The organism is Faecalimonas umbilicata (assembly GCF_042846195.1).
Lineage (GTDB): Bacteria > Bacillota > Clostridia > Lachnospirales > Lachnospiraceae > Faecalimonas > Faecalimonas umbilicata.
This window is the reverse complement of the sequence record NZ_AP031411.1, coordinates 2,498,274-2,515,686: the sequence shown is the minus strand read 5'-3', so window position 1 is coordinate 2,515,686 and position 17,413 is coordinate 2,498,274. Positions and strand designations below refer to the sequence as shown.

At 41.9% G+C, this 17,413-nt stretch carries 16 protein-coding genes; 14 read left to right on the top strand and 2 right to left on the bottom strand.

What is annotated here, in order from left to right; genetic code table 11:
* Nucleotides 1–114 precede the first annotated feature (114 nt).
* Together ACGG81_RS12080 and ACGG81_RS12075 are read right to left on the bottom strand one after the other, a co-directional pair.
* Complete coding sequence (locus ACGG81_RS12080; protein WP_390108562.1) at nt 115–1,344, bottom strand: methyltransferase domain-containing protein; 1,230 nt, start codon at nt 1,342–1,344, stop codon at nt 115–117.
* Nucleotides 1,345–1,390: 46 nt separating this feature from the next.
* Complete coding sequence (locus tag ACGG81_RS12075) at nt 1,391–2,374, bottom strand: ROK family protein (protein ID WP_390108560.1); 984 nt, start codon at nt 2,372–2,374, stop codon at nt 1,391–1,393.
* Nucleotides 2,375–2,703: 329 nt separating this feature from the next.
* Between ACGG81_RS12075 and ACGG81_RS12070 the strand changes: the two genes are divergently transcribed.
* The 14 genes from ACGG81_RS12070 (at nt 2,704) to ACGG81_RS12005 (ending at nt 17,249) form a co-directional block, all read left to right on the top strand.
* A complete protein-coding gene (locus tag ACGG81_RS12070; protein WP_390108557.1) occupies nt 2,704–3,123 on the top strand; it encodes an FHA domain-containing protein in 420 nt (139 codons plus the stop codon).
* A 3-nt stretch (nt 3,124–3,126) separates the two neighbouring features.
* Nucleotides 3,127–5,154 carry a protein kinase domain-containing protein gene (locus tag ACGG81_RS12065; RefSeq protein WP_390108555.1) on the top strand — a complete coding sequence of 676 codons (2,028 nt, stop codon included), beginning with the start codon at nt 3,127–3,129 and terminating at the stop codon, nt 5,152–5,154.
* A gap of 1 nt (nt 5,155) precedes the next feature.
* Nucleotides 5,156–5,293 (top strand): hypothetical protein, encoded by a 138-nt coding sequence (locus tag ACGG81_RS12060; protein WP_009263708.1) that lies wholly within the window; start codon nt 5,156–5,158, stop codon nt 5,291–5,293.
* A 48-nt stretch (nt 5,294–5,341) separates the two neighbouring features.
* On the top strand, nt 5,342–5,659 hold the full coding sequence (locus ACGG81_RS12055) for a hypothetical protein (protein WP_009263707.1): 318 nt from the start codon (nt 5,342–5,344) through the stop codon (nt 5,657–5,659).
* Between the two features lie 27 nt (nt 5,660–5,686).
* Nucleotides 5,687–5,917, top strand: a complete 231-nt coding sequence (locus tag ACGG81_RS12050; protein ID WP_016441550.1) for a zinc ribbon domain-containing protein — start codon at nt 5,687–5,689, stop codon at nt 5,915–5,917.
* 25 nt (nt 5,918–5,942) lie between these two features.
* Nucleotides 5,943–6,743, top strand: a complete 801-nt coding sequence (locus tag ACGG81_RS12045) for a zinc ribbon domain-containing protein (RefSeq protein ID WP_016439876.1) — start codon at nt 5,943–5,945, stop codon at nt 6,741–6,743.
* 24 nt (nt 6,744–6,767) lie between these two features.
* Complete coding sequence (locus tag ACGG81_RS12040) at nt 6,768–7,646, top strand: zinc-ribbon domain-containing protein (RefSeq protein ID WP_009263704.1); 879 nt, start codon at nt 6,768–6,770, stop codon at nt 7,644–7,646.
* 32 nt (nt 7,647–7,678) lie between these two features.
* Nucleotides 7,679–8,989: a YARHG domain-containing protein gene (locus ACGG81_RS12035; protein WP_009263703.1), complete on the top strand. Its 1,311-nt coding sequence runs from the start codon at nt 7,679–7,681 to the stop codon at nt 8,987–8,989.
* Nucleotides 8,986–11,025 carry a zinc ribbon domain-containing protein gene (locus tag ACGG81_RS12030; RefSeq protein ID WP_120106275.1) on the top strand — a complete coding sequence of 680 codons (2,040 nt, stop codon included), beginning with the start codon at nt 8,986–8,988 and terminating at the stop codon, nt 11,023–11,025. Before ACGG81_RS12035 ends, ACGG81_RS12030 begins: the two co-directional genes overlap by 4 nt.
* A gap of 26 nt (nt 11,026–11,051) precedes the next feature.
* Nucleotides 11,052–11,519, top strand: a complete 468-nt coding sequence (locus ACGG81_RS12025; protein ID WP_016439874.1) for a zinc ribbon domain-containing protein — start codon at nt 11,052–11,054, stop codon at nt 11,517–11,519.
* A gap of 115 nt (nt 11,520–11,634) precedes the next feature.
* Entirely contained in the window at nt 11,635–12,528 is an 894-nt protein-coding gene (locus tag ACGG81_RS12020) for an N-acetylmuramoyl-L-alanine amidase (protein WP_016439873.1), read from the top strand.
* Between the two features lie 21 nt (nt 12,529–12,549).
* Nucleotides 12,550–13,554 carry a serine hydrolase gene (locus tag ACGG81_RS12015; RefSeq protein WP_117578659.1) on the top strand — a complete coding sequence of 335 codons (1,005 nt, stop codon included), beginning with the start codon at nt 12,550–12,552 and terminating at the stop codon, nt 13,552–13,554.
* Nucleotides 13,555–13,556: 2 nt separating this feature from the next.
* On the top strand, nt 13,557–16,160 hold the full coding sequence (locus ACGG81_RS12010) for a zinc-ribbon domain-containing protein (protein WP_390108549.1): 2,604 nt from the start codon (nt 13,557–13,559) through the stop codon (nt 16,158–16,160).
* A 66-nt stretch (nt 16,161–16,226) separates the two neighbouring features.
* Nucleotides 16,227–17,249 (top strand): alpha-hydroxy-acid oxidizing protein, encoded by a 1,023-nt coding sequence (locus ACGG81_RS12005; RefSeq protein WP_016439870.1) that lies wholly within the window; start codon nt 16,227–16,229, stop codon nt 17,247–17,249.
* Nucleotides 17,250–17,413 lie beyond the last annotated feature (164 nt).

Sequence of the window (17,413 nt, the reverse complement as noted above, 5' to 3'; positions counted from 1 at the left end):
GGAGCAGATGTCTTTTTTTGTATTTAAAAACAGGAAGGGATATCTGGGGGAGAAAAAAGTCAAAAAAGACCGGGATCGACAGAAATATATCAGAACAATCCCGGCTTAGGTATACTATTTTCTCACGAGGGCATACATCAGGATCGGAAAATCCGGAAAAGATTCCGTGAGACCTTTTTCTATAATCGTAAAATGATTTTTTCTTAGTTCTTTTTCGAAGGTGGAGAAAGACACCATTTTACATGATGTGGAAGCGACAGGGATACTGCCGGAGCTATGCTCTCGTTCTTCTACACGAAAAGCGTTGCGGATATCTGTCTCCCGCTCAATTTTACCATCACCCATAGTGCAGATCAGAGAGAGACCATTCTCGGTTAAGTGCTGATAAATAAACTGATAAAAATCAGTCCGATCCTTACTCGGTACGAGCATATGAATGACTGCAACCGAATAGATAAAAGTATATGAGAAAGGATGGTGATCCTTCAAGCAGTCTAAAGTTTGAAAATTTGAAATATGTTCAGGGAAGGCAGCTTTACAGTAGGAAATTGCTTCCGGAGAAACATCGGTGGCTTTCAAACAATATCCTTTTTCCAGCAAAGCTTTCGCATCTCTCCCTTCACCACAGCCAATTTCAAGAATTGGGGAGGAGAGAGAAATTCCATATTTTTCAAGTAGCTCCATCACGATTGGAGTGGAAGTATTGCTGAACCAACTGGCTCCTTTTTGGTGAATAGTCTTATACCTGTCCTCGTATGCTTTATAATATTCTCTGGGAGGAAAATCCCGGAGAACTTTTTGACAAAGCTTGAAGTAAATTCTATCGACGAACCATTTTTCCGTAGATTTTTCTGCAATCTCAGATATGTTGATCCATCCAATCTGGCTGTTTTCATCAGGTTTGATCCGGAGTGGCAAATGTTCATCGGCTTCCAGAAGAAAAGTGAGATTTAGATGAAGATGAGAGGAAATGTACGTTCCACGTTTCTCATGTCCATCTACAGTCAGACTTTCCAGAGAAAAAATGTCATCTGTGAGGAAGCGGATGTCTGTCAGGCTGCTTTCTTCCTCAATTTCTTTTCGGATTACTTGTCTGACATCCGGGTTTCCATCTGCATGCCCGCCAAGCCAAGCCCATGATTGGTAAATGTTATGATATGCCATTAGCACTTTTGTGCGGTCTAGATTTACGATCCATGCAGAAACTGTGATGTGGGCAACATTGTTTTCTCTGGTGAGAAGATCTGGCATATGTTCTAGAAGTCTTAAAAATTGTCTTTGATCTTGTTCTTCCTGTTCGTTGAATGGAAGGTATGTTTCTATTTCTTTTCTCAGCTTCTCCATATAGTTATTTCCTTTTTCATAATTATTTTCATTTACTCGTTTGAGCTTAAAAACGAGTTCCATTCTCAAACCGCTGTCTGGCATAAAGTGCAGCACCAAGCATTCCGGCACTATCACCAAGCTGGGCAGTTACGATTGTACAATGTTCGCGGGAAAGTCGCAGCGCATGTTCTGCTACAATTTTGCGAGCAGGTTGTAAAAGTCGTTCTCCTGCAGCTGACATTCCGCCGCCTATGATAAGAATCTCAGGGTTGAACAGATTGATCACATTTACAAGTCCGTAGCCTAATATGACTCCCGTTTCATTCATTGTGTCGATAGCCATATGGTCACCCAGGTCATAGGCGTTGGAAATCATTTTTGCAGTAATTTTATCTGGATTTCCATTTACCCATTCTGACATGATTGTGGAATTTCCAGCGGCGATTTTTTCTTTTATTGTATCGAGAATACCAGAGGCAGAGACATAGCGTCCCAGACAGCCATCACTTCCACAGCGGCATGGACGTCCAGGACGGAACATATTCATATGTCCGATTTCACCAGCGCTTGCGGTAGCACCATAGAGAACGTGACCATCTATAACGATTCCGGCGCCAATTCCAGTTCCAAGTGTGAGCAGTACGATATTTTTTTTGTGTTTTCCGGCACCGCATAGCCACTCTCCATAAAGGTTTACACGAACATCGTTGTCTATATAGACCGGAAGACCTGTTTTCTCGCTCAGCCATCTGGCAACGGGCATATTTTCCCACTTTGGAAATTTCGAAGAAAAGATAGAAACGCCGGTTTCAATATCAAGTAGTCCGGGAATTCCGACGCCGATACAGACAGCATTTTGTTTAGGAAGTACGGTATATAGTTCCAAAATCGCGGTATGAATTTGGTTCATGACATATTCCCAGCCTTTTTTTGGGCGGGTAGCGATTCGTCGTTCATACAGTTTATGAAATTGAGAAAAAGTATAGGCAGAAATTTTGAGGTTAGTTCCCCCAAGATCAATGCCGATAATATATTGAGAGGTATTCATTGTCCGACCTTTCTGAATCTGCGATTCCTAATTTATTTTTTACGGGATTCATTATAGCACTGCGCTCTGCCATTTTAAAAGGGAAATTACATTTTTCTATAAGTCCGATGACTTATGAAAAACATCAATGAAATAAAAAAGAGATTATTGTCGGAATATAATCCGTTCCATGAGAAAAGAAAGTGGAAGATATTGGCAAAAAAAGGCATTTTTGCTATAATTTATTATGATAACGAACATCTTGATCGGAGGAATTGTGGAAAAGAAAGGGATGGGAAATCATTCAAACGGCAGCGGACAAGAGATCGTGTAGAAGAGGTGAGGAAAAAGTGGAAAAGAATCTGAATGAATGGAGATACAGGGCAGAGGTGGAAATTCCACCGAGAAAACAGAGTGGCTTTCAGGAGGAGATCCTCATACGAGAGGAAATACTTCCATTGAATAAGAAAAATCATTGGACTGGTAAGGCATATGTGATACGAATGTGGACAGATGAAAAGATGGAAGTGAAGAAAAGCCCATTTATAATAGGAAAGTCTGCTGACGTAGATTATACCATACAGGGAAATCCGGCAATCAGCAGAAGGCATGCTTACATCGCTGAGGAGAATGGGATTTATTTTTTGAAAGATTTGAATTCTTTGAACCATACTTTTGTGGATGGAAAAAGCATTCAGAGTCAGGAAAAATTGGAGGATGGAAAGTTTTTTTATCTTGCAGATGAGAAGTTTCAATTTAGAATAGATTAGAAAATGCAAAAGAAAAAGCAGATGGGACAGAGGGAGAGCAGAGTGGAAAAGTTTTCGGATACATATGAGATTATTGGAAAATTAGGAGAAGGAAGCGGAGGGATTGTATATAAGGCAATCCATAAGCGGCTAAAAAAAGAAGTTGTTGTAAAGCAGATCAAAAATCAGGGAATGGCTTTGAAAGAGAAACGAAAAGAAGTGGATATTTTAAAAAATCTGAACCATTCTTACCTGCCGCAAGTGTTGGACTTCTTTGAGATTGGGAGTAATGCATATACGGTCATGAGTTTTATTCCCGGAAAATCTCTGAAAACATTGCTTCAGGAAGGGCGGTATTTTCAGAAAAAAGAAGTGATTCGCTGGGCCATGCAGCTATGTAGCGCGCTTCAGTACCTTCATGAACAGACCCCGCCGATCATTCATGGAGATATCAAACCTGCCAATATTATGTTGACTCCGAAAGGAGATATCTGTCTGATTGATTTCAATATTTCCTTTTTTATGAATTCGGGCACTGTGCTTGGATATACAGATGGATATACTTCTCCGGAGCAATATCAACGAGTGAGAAACATAAAGGAAGGGATTCGTGAAAATTTTGTAAAGATTGATGAACGGGCAGACTTATATAGTCTTGGGGCAACGTTGTATCATATTATTACAGGAGAAAAGCTTACAGAGAACGAGGGAAAGCCGGATCGGACACTTTTAAATGAAAAGGCAGGGGAGACCTTTGCATCCGTGATTGAGCGGGCGCTGGAGCAGGATCCAAGGAAACGGTTTCAAAGTGCGGCGGAGATGCTTCAGGCATTGCAGATGCTCCCGAAGAAGGATAGGCGCTATAAGATGCTTCTGGCACGTCAATGGGCAGAGCGTGTGATCGGGTGTGCCTGTCTGGCAGGCTGTATCGCATTGACTGGGTATGGTGTATATACGATAAGGCTTGAGAAGACAGATCGCTACAATGAACTGGTGGAAAAGCAGGAACAATTGATTGCGGAGCAGGAGTTTGACAAGGAAGAAGAGGTCTATCGGGAGGCAGTCAGACTAAGACCGTCTTCGTTGGAGAGCTATTATCAGAATGCCTGTGCACTGTATGAACAGAAAGCATATGAGGAGTGTATCGCATTTATTGATTATGATATTCTTCAGAATGAGAAGATAAAGCAAAATGCGAAGCGCATGGCGGATATCTACTATTTGAAGGCAGACAGTCAGTTTCAGATGGAAGAATATGAAGATGCGGTAGAGACGTATGAACTGCTTGAAAAGACCGGTGAGGGTGCAGAAATGTATTATAAGGATTATGCGATCACATTGGCATATGCCGGATACCCGGAATCGGCAGAGAAAATTCTGGAAGAAGCGATGGAGCAAGGAATCAACGAAGATGCACTGTACTATGCGAAGGGAGAGGTCGAAAAATTTTTGGAGGAACCAAAACAGGCGTTGACTTCCTTCCAGAAATGTATCGAGATCACTAAAAATACAGGCCTGAAGACAAGGGCATATCTGATGATGAGTGAATTGTATGAGAAAGAGGATAACCGGGAACAAGAGCAGAAGTTGCTGAAGGAGGCAGAAGCCTCCCTCCCGTTGGAAAATCAGATGATGATTCTGGAGCGGTTGGCGCAGGTGAACATCGATCTTGCAGAGAATACAGGTCTTGGAAAATACAGAGAAGAGGCAATTAGAAATTTCCAGAAGATTATTGAAAATGGATGGGAATCTTATGATACATACAATAATCTTGTGATTCTCTGTCAGAAACAAAAAAATCTTGATCAGGCAGAAAAATATTTAAAAACAATGGAAGAATCTTACGGAGAAGATTATAATGTCTATAAAAGATACGCATTTCTTGAAATTGACCGGCAGAAATTACTGAAAAACGATGCGAGAAATTACAAAAAGTTTAAGGAATTTTATGAGCAGGCGATGGAACTGTATGAGGATGAGGAAGAAAAGGATATGGAGATGGATTTGTTGGAACAGTTGTATGCGCAGGCTAAGAAGGGAGGATGGCTGTAAAATGGGAATGACACCCGGATGGATCATGGCAGCAGCAGGAAGCCTTGGGGGAATTGCCTGCGTACTATTTCTAGTCAGCACGATTGGAAGATTTAGAAGACAGAGAAAACATCTTCTGGAAGAAATCAGTATGGAGTAGAGAAAATCAAACAGTAGGAAACAGTGATAGAGAGAAGGGCAGGAGTAGATGAGCAATCAGAAATTTGAAGGGGCGGTTACCGGAAAAGAAGGAAGTTACAAGGATAGGACATTGTTGCTGGAAAATCGGTGTGAAGTATTTTTTCATATCGAGGGTGAACAAATTTATGTGGATCAGAGCCCGGAAGGTGCAGAAGCAGGAATTTGGTATATTGAACAGCGTGAAGAATATGCAGTGCAGCCGGCGAAGACAAGCACAGTATATTTAAAAAGTGGACAGCCACTTGGAAAGAACCGCATCTATTATCTGCCGCGTGGCATGGAGATATGGATTGCGTCACGAAAGAACAGCTTTTTGTTAGAATAAGGTAGAAATGAGAGAAGGGATGAAAGGATGAAGGATATAGAGAAGAAACTTGAAAATTTGTATACAAAGCTTGGAAAGGCATATTATGAAGGACGGTTTGAAGACCCTCTTCCGGAACTCTTACCATTATTTGATGCAATTACTGAACTGAAATGTAGTCAGGAACAGACCGACGAGAAAGCTTTTTGCCCGCAATGTGGGAATGAGCTAAAAGGACAGGCAATCTTTTGCGGCAAATGTGGATGCCGTATAGGATAGAGAAAAGTATAAGGAGGACATTATTATGGAATTTTTTGATGGAATGGCACAGAAAACAAAAAATATTTCAGAAATCATGAAGCTGACAGCAGCGGTTTCTTCAGAGAAGGAAAGACAGGAAAAGATTTACAGGGAGCTTGGAGAAACTTATTACAAAGTGTATGGGGACAGGGCAGAGAGCGAATTGATGGAGATGTGTACGCAGATTCGGGAGAGTAAGGAGACAGTAGAAAATTATGAAAAAGAGATTCTTGCACTCAAAGGGATTGTGGTATGCCCGGCATGCGGATATGAAGTCAGCATTCATTTTAATTTCTGCAATAATTGTGGACATAAGATGAAAGAAATTCAGGAAGAACAGCCATCCGTGGATGAACTGATCCAGGAAGAAGAGGAACTGAGAGAGGAAGAAAAGCTCCTTGCAGAAAAAGAAGAGGAAGCTGTAGAAGAAGATAGAATTGTCAAAGAAATTTTGGAAGAGGAAGCTTCAGCGGCAAAAGAATCGGTAGAAGAAATCCTTGCAGAAGAACAACAGTCGGAGGAAGAGGTTGAGCCGATCAGTACAGAGGAGCCACTGGAACTGGAAAACGAAGATCCATTTGTGCAGGAACTTCAGGAGGCGGTGAGCATATCCTCAGAGAAAGTATGCAAAGAATGTGGAGCGCCTATGGAAGAAGATCAGGAGTTTTGTATTATGTGCGGTACGAGATATGGAGAAGAGAAAGCGGAGAAGGAAGAAGAACTTCAAGAAAGAATTTGTCCGAACTGCGGAAGTATTGTAAAACCGGGCCATCTTTTCTGCATGGAATGTGGAACGAAGCAATAAGGGATGAGGAAGGAATCAGAGAAGATGAAGAAATGTCAGAAGTGCGGTGCGGAATATGAGGAGGATAAAAAGTTTTGTAAACGTTGTGGTTCTCCACTTTTAGAGGTAGATAAAAATTCAGAACAAAATGATCAAGATGGATTCCAAGATTGGAAAGAGGATAACGAAGAAGCAGGCGATGAGCAGCAATCTGGAAAAAAGAAGAAAAAGAATTTATGGATGGGGATTCTGATCGGTCTTGTGCTGGTGATGTTCTGCGGTGGAATTTTTGCAGTATATGTGATCCAGGAAAAACGGCTGGAGGCGGTGCAAGAAGAACATGAGAAAAGAGAAAAAGAGATAGAAGAAGAACGGAAAGCGGAAGAAAAAGCACGAGAAAAGGAAGAACAGAAAGAAGAAGAGAAGAAAAAGAAAGAAGCAGAAGAACAAGAGCAAAAAGAGAAGGAACTAAAAGAACAGCTTCAGCAAAAAGAGGAAGAATTAAAGAAGGTACAGGAGCAAGCAGAAAGCGAGTCCAATCTTTCTTCTAATAGCAGTTCTCAAATGTCGGCGCAAGAATGGTGGGATTCGAGACTGGCTTCGACAGAGGCAGCTGATAAACAATTAGCGGCAGAAGCTTCCTCAGGGGATTCTGTGGAGAGACAGATGAGTATTGCACAGGGCAGATATGAACTGTGGGATAATTTGCTAAATGAGTTGTGGGCTGAACTGGAAGCAGTGCTTCCGGGAGCAGAATTAGGAAATCTTACAGATGAGCAGGTTAGCTGGATCCAACAGAAAGAGGCGATGATTGCTAATTACTGGCAGGGAACGACAATTGATCACTCTAGTTTTCCAAATGGACCGGCAGCAGATATGACAAAAGAAAGAGTATATTATTTAAGAGGGAAGCTTCCTTATTAAAAAGTAAGGATAAGAAGAATGGAGGGATGAGAATGTATTGTAAATATTGTGGTCGCAAGATCCAGGAAGGAGAAATATGCAACTGTCGTAGCCAGAACGATTCTGTGAGAGAAAGTGGCAGTCAGAAAAATAAGCAAGAATCAGAGCAACCCAAAAAACAGAAAGAAAGGCCAAAGAAGGAAAAACAATCGCAAAGCAAGAAAAATGGCAGCTGGAATAAAACGCCGTTAGTAATTGCAGCAGTCTTTTTAGCATTGGCAGCAGTCAGCTTCATCAGCCTTCGATTTCTATTGGCAGACACACTTTCCGGTGGAGCTCTGGAAGAGATTTATCCGTATCTGATCTACATTTTGCCATCGGCATTCGCAGTGATTGCAGCAGTAGCAGCGGTCTTTGGGATGTCCGGGAGAGGAAAATGGATTGCAACAGCAATGACTGTTGTAAGTGTGCTGGGAATTGCCGGGATCATGGGATCTATGATTTTAGCTCCATATGAGAGTAGCTCAGGAAGCGTTTCAGACTATGAGAAAGACGATGAGAACGATTCCGTCAGGGTAGAAAAAGGCGAGAAAAAAGATGAAGTCAGCGGACAGTTAGAAGAAATCAGAGAAGATTTTGAAGATGGAAAGTTAGACTATGTGGAAGCAAAAAAGGAATTAGAAGAGATTGATGTGGATGATCTGGAGCAAACACAGGAAAAGAAGTATGACAGTCTTGTGGAAGATCTCGGAAAAGGATTAGAGAAAGAGATCTCAGAATATACAAAGATTTCTAATTATAAATATGCGATAAAGCACTTGACTTCCATTAGTGAGGAGCTGGATGAGGAAGATGAGGTTGTCAATAAATTACTCAAACAGTGTGATGTAGACTATATGAAATATCTGGAAGAGGAGAGCAGTCGTCTTATTGCGGAAGGGACACCTAAAGATGCAGTACAGATTCTTGAGGATGCAAAAGAACTGGTAAGAGATCAGGAGAAGTTAGAGAAACTGATCGCAACAGCCGAAAAAGCGGAAACTGATAAAAAGAATGCAGTTGCCAAAAAAGACAGTGAGTACATTATTCCGGATAGCAACAGCCGTTATCTGACAGAGAGTGATATCAGTGGATTGTCTCTGCAGCAGCTCAATTACGCGAAAAATGAAATTTATGCGAGAAGAGGACGAAAGTTTGACTCAGTAGAATTACAAGAATATTTTGGAAGTAAATCGTGGTATAGGGGAACGATTGAACCGTCGCAGTTTACTAATGATATGTTAAATGACTATGAGATAAAAAATGCAGATTTACTAAGTGCCAGAGAATTTGCAATTGACAGTGGAGGTTATAAGTTACGATGAGATGTACAAAATGTGGATGTGAATTACCGGAAAATTCAAAATTTTGTTTTGCATGTGGAGCAAAGTTAGAGGAAAATTGTGTGGAAGCACAAAAGAAAGAGCTGGCAGAAAATTTGGAACAGGAAGACTGTCAGGCAAATGAAGGAGATGAGGAGGAGACAGTTCTCCTTGGTGCAGAAATAAGAGGTTCTTATTCAGAGCCGGAAGAAGAGGAACACAAGTATTGTCCATATTGTGGATGTGAAAATGACGCGGATGCCGTTTTCTGTTGCGGATGTGGAAAGAATATGGAAATGGATGAATCCGGCGTTGGGGAAAATGCAGGAGGTTCTCATTCATTGGGGCGCAACTCGGGCGGAAAGATTTCATCCGGAAAAATCATTGGTGTGGCAGCGGCAGCTGTCGTTGTCATCGGAGGGGTTGCTCTCCTTGTGAATGCATTTGGAGATGATGCACATACAAAGATTGCGTATTTAAAAGACGGAAAGGTAATGCAGACAGACTTGGAAAAATACAAAAAAGATCCGATGGAATACAGTGGATCTTATGGTGATGAAGATGAGATTTATGGTATGCGTGTTACCTATTCCAAAGATGGAAAATATATCTGCTATCCGACAGATGTAAAAGCGGAAGATGGAATGACAGAATTTGATCTAAACTTCCAGAAAGTCGGAAAAGAAGGCGGAGCAATAGAGATTGATGATTCCGTTACAAAATATAAACTGCTTGATAATAATAAGATTGTTTATCTAAAGGCAAGAAACGATACATTATATATTAGTGATCGGAAAGGAAAGAAAGAAAAAATTGCATCCGATGTCGCTAGATTTAAACTGGATAAAGAGCAAAAAAATATTGTGTGGATCGAACAGAACAACGGCAAGAGCGCATTGTATCAGCAGGATATCAATTTAAAGAAAGAGAAAAAGAAACTTTCTAAGAGCGCAGAAAATTGCATCATCGGGGATGATTTGAAACAGATTGTTGTACAGGAAGATGATAAACTTTATCTGATCGAAAATTTTGGAGAAAGAGAGAAAATCGCATCGGATGTAGGTTGGGTTGTTTCTAATAATGAAAAAGACAAAGCGTTGTATTATGTAAAGATGGATGAGAAAAAGATCAATGCGATGGATATTGTAGAAGATGACACCAACGGCGATGAGGATATGGAGTGGTTCTTGGAAGAATTGGAAGAGCATTCTATCGAGGTAGCTGAGAACTCCTTGTACTGCTATAAAGATGGAAAAGAAGTGGAGATCGCAAAGAAACTCAGCAGTGACATTTATGCACAGGATAATTCTGACACAGTGTTATTCACAAGATTTAAGATGGAAGAGCTGCCGAAAGTTAGAGCATCAAAATTAGATGAAATTTATGACGTAGACCAGAAGTACTATGAGGCACTTCAGGAGTCGGCAGAGACTTGCATTTACAATGGAAAAGAGATTGTGACTTTGGATACAGAATTGAAGGAGAGAATGGGAGAGCAGAGATTCCTTGTCGATGATGAAAAGAATATTGGGTATACAATGAAAGTAGAAAGAAATAAGGATGGCGAAATAAAAGAAAGCCAGCTTCTTTCCTTCAAGACAGGTAAGAAAGCAGATGGAAAATGCAGTGTCGTTGCAGAAGATGTAGATGTCATGATGGGTGCAAAAGATGGAGATATTTATTATCTGACGGATATGGATGAAGGAATGGGGGATCTGTATTGTAATGAAGAGCTGATTGACAGTGATGTTATGATAGGTACCTTAGAATTTACGAAAGAACAGAAATATCCAATCTATAAGACAGACTACAATACTTCCAAGAATCTGTTTACATTAAAGATGTTTGACGGAAAAAATGCAAAAGTGATCGCAGATGATGCTTTTGATTATAAAGTCGTAGATGAGAAAAAAATAGCGGTCCTTGTAGATTATGATGACGATGACTCTACGGGAACATTGAAGTTGTACAGAGGAAAGGATAAACTCATCGAGCTGGATGACGATGTCACCTGCCTGTTTGGAGGAATGTACAATTAGCAGCAGGAATAGAAGGAGAGAGAACAATGGCTTTTTTTGATGAATTAGGAAAGAAAATTTCAGTCACAGGTCAAAATGTCATGCAGAAAGCAAAAGGAATGGCTGATATCACAAGTTTGAAATCACAGATTAATGAAGAGCAGAAAAAAATTGATAAATATTGTCAGAACCTTGGTCATATGTATTATGAATTAAAGCAGAATAATCCAGAGCCACAGCTGGCTGAGCTGGTACGGATGGTTCAGGCAAGTTATCAAAGAATTGAAGCAATCCGTTCGGAGATTGAGGCGATTGAGAGCATTAAGACTTGCCCAAGGTGTGGCGCAGTGCTGGAACCGGGAATGGCGTTTTGTGTAGGCTGCGGAGCAAAAGTAGAGGATATGAAGGAAGGAATGCAGGTTTCGCAGCAGCAAGTGAGGTTCTGCATAAAGTGTGGAAAACAGATTCCGCAAGGGGCAGTTTTCTGCACAAAGTGCGGAACAAAACAAGAATAAAGAAAATCTGTCCGCAGTCGTGAGTGAGAGACGGATAGGCGAAAAGGCAGAGGTGTGAGACATCTCTGTCTTTTATCACAGTGTGCCAGAGCTACTGGAAAGAAGGGGGAAAATTGTGAAAACAAGTCAGAAAATCATAGTAGTTTCCTGCACTTGTCTGCTGGTCATTGTATCAGTCGGATGCGCTGCAGCGGCGCGAAAATTGTATACAGCGAAAGCAGAGAGGCGGGCAGCAAAAGAAGCAGCGCAGAATATCGAGAAGGAAATTCAGGAACTGGAAAAAGAAGTGGAAGAACTAGAAAAAGAACAGGCACAAAGAGAGGCAGAGGGAAAAAAAGAAGTGATCACTGAGGAACAGCCACAGGCGAAGGGAAAGAAAATTGCAATCGATCCGGGGCATCAAGGTCCGAATGTAGATATGAGCGACTTGGAGCCGATGGGACCAGGATCGCAGGAAATGAAAGCGAAGGCATCTTCTGGTACGCAGGGGCGTTATACAAATGTTCCGGAGTATGAACTGACATTAAATATTTCCAAGCAGCTTCGTCTGGAACTGGAACAGAGAGGATATGAAGTAGTGCTCACAAGAGAAGATCATGATACGGCAATCAGCAACAGTGAGAGAGCGCTTATGGCAGCGGAGGAAGGATCCGATATTTATGTGAGGATCCATGCAAATGGAAGTGAGGATCCATTGGCAAAGGGAGCAATGACGATGGTACCTTCCGCAGAAAATCCCTATGTTGGAGCACTTCATCCGAAAAGCTATGCGCTCGGGGAATCTGTGATCAATGCTTACTGTCAGGAGTGTGGTATGGAAAATGACGGAGTGCAGCTCTATGATAACATGACTGGGATCAACTGGAGTCAGATTCCGGTTATCATTCTGGAGATGGGATACATGACCAATGAGCAGGATGATGTAAATATGCAGGATCCGGAGTATGAAAAGAAAATGGTCAAGGGCATTGCAAATGGAATTGACCAGTATTTTGCGGCTGGAAATTAGAGCTATGGCAAGAGGTGCAGTATGAAAAAGAGAGAAAGAGGAAAAGGGAAAAAAGCAGGATGGATTTACAGTGCAGTCTGTGTGGGAATGCTTCTGGCTGTTGGGACTGGATGGCTGTTTTTGGAAGGTCGGTGCAAGGAAATTGAGAAACAGACACAGGAAATCGATGCAGGGGCTGTATTACAAAAAGAAGAGAGAAAGGAAGTCTTAAAAAGAAGACAGACTCTGTTGGAGGAGAAAGAAGAAGCAAAGACCCGACAGGAGAAACAGCAGATGGAAGAGGAAGTCCGCGCACCTTTGGAAATGGCCGCTATGGAAGAGCTGATCCAGAATAGGATTGCAGAAAGGACAGCGCTTGGAGAAAAGTGGAATGTGTATGTGAAGCAATTGTCAAGCGGTTCCTTTGCAGTAGTTGGAGCAGAGAAGCAAAAGGCGGCAAGTCTGATCAAATTGTACATTATGGGAGCTGTTTATGAACAGTATGACAATTTGGCAGCACAGTACGGAGCTGCAGAACTCGATCGGCTTCTCACGGCGATGATCACAGTCAGCGATAACGATGCAGCCAACGAATTGACAAGAATGCTCGGCGGTGGTGAGGAAACTGCGGGGATGGAACAGGTGAATGTTTATTGTCAGGAAAAAGGTTACAAAGATTCTTCTATGGGAAGAATGCTTCTGGCAGACAGTACGCTGGGAGAAAATTACACATCAGCAGAGGATTGTGGCAATTTTTTGTTTGATGTTTGCCAAGGGAGACATCCACATGCAGATCAGATGTTAAATTTATTAAAGCAGCAGCAGCGCACTGGAAAAATTCCAGCGGGTATTCCAGAAGGGGTAGAAACAGGAAATAAGACAGGAGAACTTGCCGATGTAGAAAACGATGCAGCAATCGTATGGGCTGGTGAGACTCCATATATTTTATGTGTGATGGCAGATCAGCTTACAGACACACAGGCAGCCCGAGAGAAAATTGTGGCATTATCATCTGAAATTTACAGTCAGATAAAGGAAGGAGAATAGATATGTACTGTAGGAAATGTGGAGCAGAAAATGCAGATCATGCAAAATTTTGCGGAAAGTGCGGGGCAGAATTGGTTCAGATTCCGCAGGAATCGACGCAGGAAGAAAAATCTGCAGAGAAAAAGGTGGAAGAAAATCTGCAGAAAGACTTTGAGGCAGAGGAGACAGAGAATTTTCAGGAGATAGAACAAGAGAGAAAACAGGAGGCAGAACAGCAGGAGACGAAGAGGCGCAAAAATTTTCGGATTGCTGCGGCAGTGGGAATCAGTGCAGTTCTGATCGCTGGAGTGACGACAGGTGTCTATTTCGGGATGAAAGATAAGCAGGAAAAGACATTTCAGACGAAGATAGCGATGGCAGACAAATATCTGGAAGATATGGAGTATGAAAAAGCGGAGGAACTCTATCTGGAGTCAATCAAGATCGATCCGAAGGAACGAAAATCTTACGATAAATTAGCAGAAATCTATACCGCACAGGGAAAAGAAAAAAAGGCAGAGGCAATCTTGAAGAAGGCAAAAGAGAATGGTGCTGTGGCAAAAGGGCAGGAAGTACCGAAAAAAGAAGCACAGAGTAATGAGAAACCGGCAGCAGAACCGGTACCAGATGAGAAACCTTCCCCAAATTCAAGCAGTCAGGAAGAGAATAAAGAGGAGGAAGAAAATAAAGGAGAGCATACGCAAGATCAGGATAAAATAGACGACACAAAAGCAGTCAGTCTGGAAACGTATGTGGACAAGGTTCTCGTACCGAAATATGGAAAATGTACTGCGGGTACTTATGAATCAAAATATGTGAAGAAAGATGGCGAGAAAAAGATAGTACAGCCTGAGCGGCTGGAGAAGCAAAAGGGGGTACTCGCATCCAAACTGAAAGATTTTGATGGCGATGGAGAAAAAGAGCTGCTTGTTCTGATGCTGAAGACCGGTGAGGAAGATAAGGCAAAAAAGGATGAAAAACACAACCATGTTTATCTTCAGATGTATGAGAAGAAAGAGAAAAGTATCAAGCTTGCAGCAGAATATCTTGCACTTCGAAATGTGATGGGAAATGCAGAGACAGAGCGTCAAGGTATTTTCTTAAAGGAGTCAGGTGGAAAGATCTATATCTGTGGAAGTACAGCAAATCAGTATTCTCTGACAGCACGTTCGCATGAGTATGGAATGTTTGCAGTGAACTATGATGGGACTTTCCGGGAATATGCATCGACCAAAGGACTTCTGACCGGGGAGGAGCATGAGAAAGAGATTACAGATATTTCTGCAAAACTGGAAAAAATCGGATTGAATGCCACTGCAAAACGGATGAGAGGGTATTCGGAATTATGGTTTGAATTCGATGAGAGCGGGGTGGAAATCTTAGCAGAGCTTACGACGACAGAGCAGAATGGAACAGAAGAACTAAGCGAGTTTTATGAAACATATGATTCATCTGTATTAAAGCCGGTACAGCGTAAGGTAACATTAAAATTTGACAAAAAAGAAATTGAGGCGGCAGCAAAAAGAACAGAAGAACGTCTTAAGAAAGAACAAAAAAAAGATGAAGCTTATCAGAAAATTTTAGATGAATATCAAGAAGCACTTCTCATGGGAGCATCAGAGGTGCAGAAAGATCCAGAGGGATATCCAAATATCAACCCATTATTAGTATTTTTAACTGAGACAGATAAGGGGAAAACAGAAATTATTTATACGATGTATGATATCGATGAGAGTGGAGAAAAGGAATTGCTGGTCGGAATCAGGAGCAATGGTGGTGATGAGCGGGTAGTAGGAGTGTACTGCTTTGATGGAGTAGATGCCAAAAATATGTTTGAAGATCAGACATTGGCGGAGCGGTCTCTGCTTCAGATTTATGAGAATGGGACAATGTATATCTATGGTTCTGGCGGAGCCTCTTATGGAAATGCGAGTTTTTATCGGATGGATGGAGAACATACAGTGATTCAGACAGAACAATATACCTTTGATATGGAGGGACATCCAGAACAGCCATATTATAACGACAAGGAAGCTTTGTCAAAGGAAGCATTCCAGAAAAAACTGGACAGTATGGGAAAGACGGTGTCAGGGCTGAAGTGGAAGACGCTTTCAGAGCGGATTACCGGTGAAGCAGATCCAGAAGCAGCAAAGAAGGCAGAGGAAGCAAAGAAAAAAGAAGAAGCGAAGAAAGCAGAGGAAAAGAAAGCACAGGAAGAAAAGGCGAAGAAAGACGAAGCGGCAAAAAAGAAAGCAGAAGAAGCAAAGAAGAAAGAAGCAGAAACGGAGAATGCCGGACAGAGTCAGGAAGGGATAAAGACATCGGAAAATCCGATACAACAGGAAGAAGAACAGACACCAGTGTATTCTGATTTAGAAATTCAGAAAAAGTTAGAAGAATATTATGCGAAGGGAACAGAAGATGCGAAAGGAGAAGAGATGACGGTGCTTGAACAGAAAAGTACGAAGAGTGAGTACCTTGTGAAAGTTACAACAAAAGTACCGGGAAATGAGACCGCTGAACAAGTGCTATATGAAGTAACTGTCAATAAAATAACCGGAGAGACCGTACAGAAACGAGTATTGACAGACGGAAAGACAGTGACATTTCTTCTCTGGGAAAATTAAGTGTGAGATTGTTTCTGATTCGTTTGCGGAAAGAAACAATGAATGATAAAGAAAGAAGGAAATAGGATGACATACGAGGAAATAGTAACAAATGCAAAACAAGATATTGGGAAATATTGTAAAGCGTGCATGGTGTGCAATGGAAGGGCATGCCGGAATCAAATGCCGGGACCGGGAGCGAAAGGGATGGGGGATACAGCCATCCGCAATTTTGATAAATGGCAGGAAATCCGTGTGCAGATGGATACCATTTCTGAGCATGAAGAAGTGGATACAAGCTTTGTACTGTGGGGACAGAGATTCCGTTATCCATTTTTTGCAGGTCCGGTTGGGGCAGTGAATCTTCATTATGGAGAAAAATACAATGATCAGTCCTACAATGATGTGATGGTGGCTGCATGTGCAGAGGCGGGGATTGCCGCAATGACCGGAGACGGGGTAAATCCGGATGTAATGAAGTATGCGACCGATGCAATCAGACGAGTGGAAGGAAAAGGGATTCCGACGATCAAGCCGTGGAATATAGAGATCATTCGTGAAAAGATGAAGCAGGCAGAAGGTTCTGGTGCATTTGCGGTTGCTATGGATATTGATGCGGCAGGACTTCCATTCTTAAAAAATATGACACCGCCGGCAGGCAGAAAATCTGTGGAAGAATTACGCCAGGTGGCAGAGATGGCAAAAGTTCCATTTATCGCAAAAGGAATTATGACCGCAAGGGGCGCCATCAAAGCGGTGGAGGCAGGTGTCGATGCGATTGTCGTATCCAATCATGGAGGGCGTGTGCTCGACCAGTGCCCGGCCACTGCGGAGGTACTTCCTGCTATCGTGGAGGCAGTGCAGGGAAAAGTGAAAATATTTGTAGATGGTGGGATCCGTTCTGGTGTAGATGTCTTTAAGGCACTGGCACTCGGTGCAGATGGAGTGCTGATCTGCCGCCCATTTGTAACAGCAGTCTATGGCGGCGGAATGGAAGGTGTGAAGACTTACATTGAAAAAATCGGGGCGGAACTTGCAGATACGATGGCAATGTGTGGGGCCAATTCTTTAAAAGAAATTACAAAAGAAATGATCTATCTGCCAAGATAAAAGTTGTGAAAAATACACAAAAAAAACGGAGAAAATTAGTTAAAAACATAACTTGACGACAACTGGTAAGATGATATACAATCTATACAGATTCATGTATTAGGAAGCAAAAGTTGCAAAATAAGAACTTTGATAGCGTGTTACTGGTGATGCAGGCATAAACT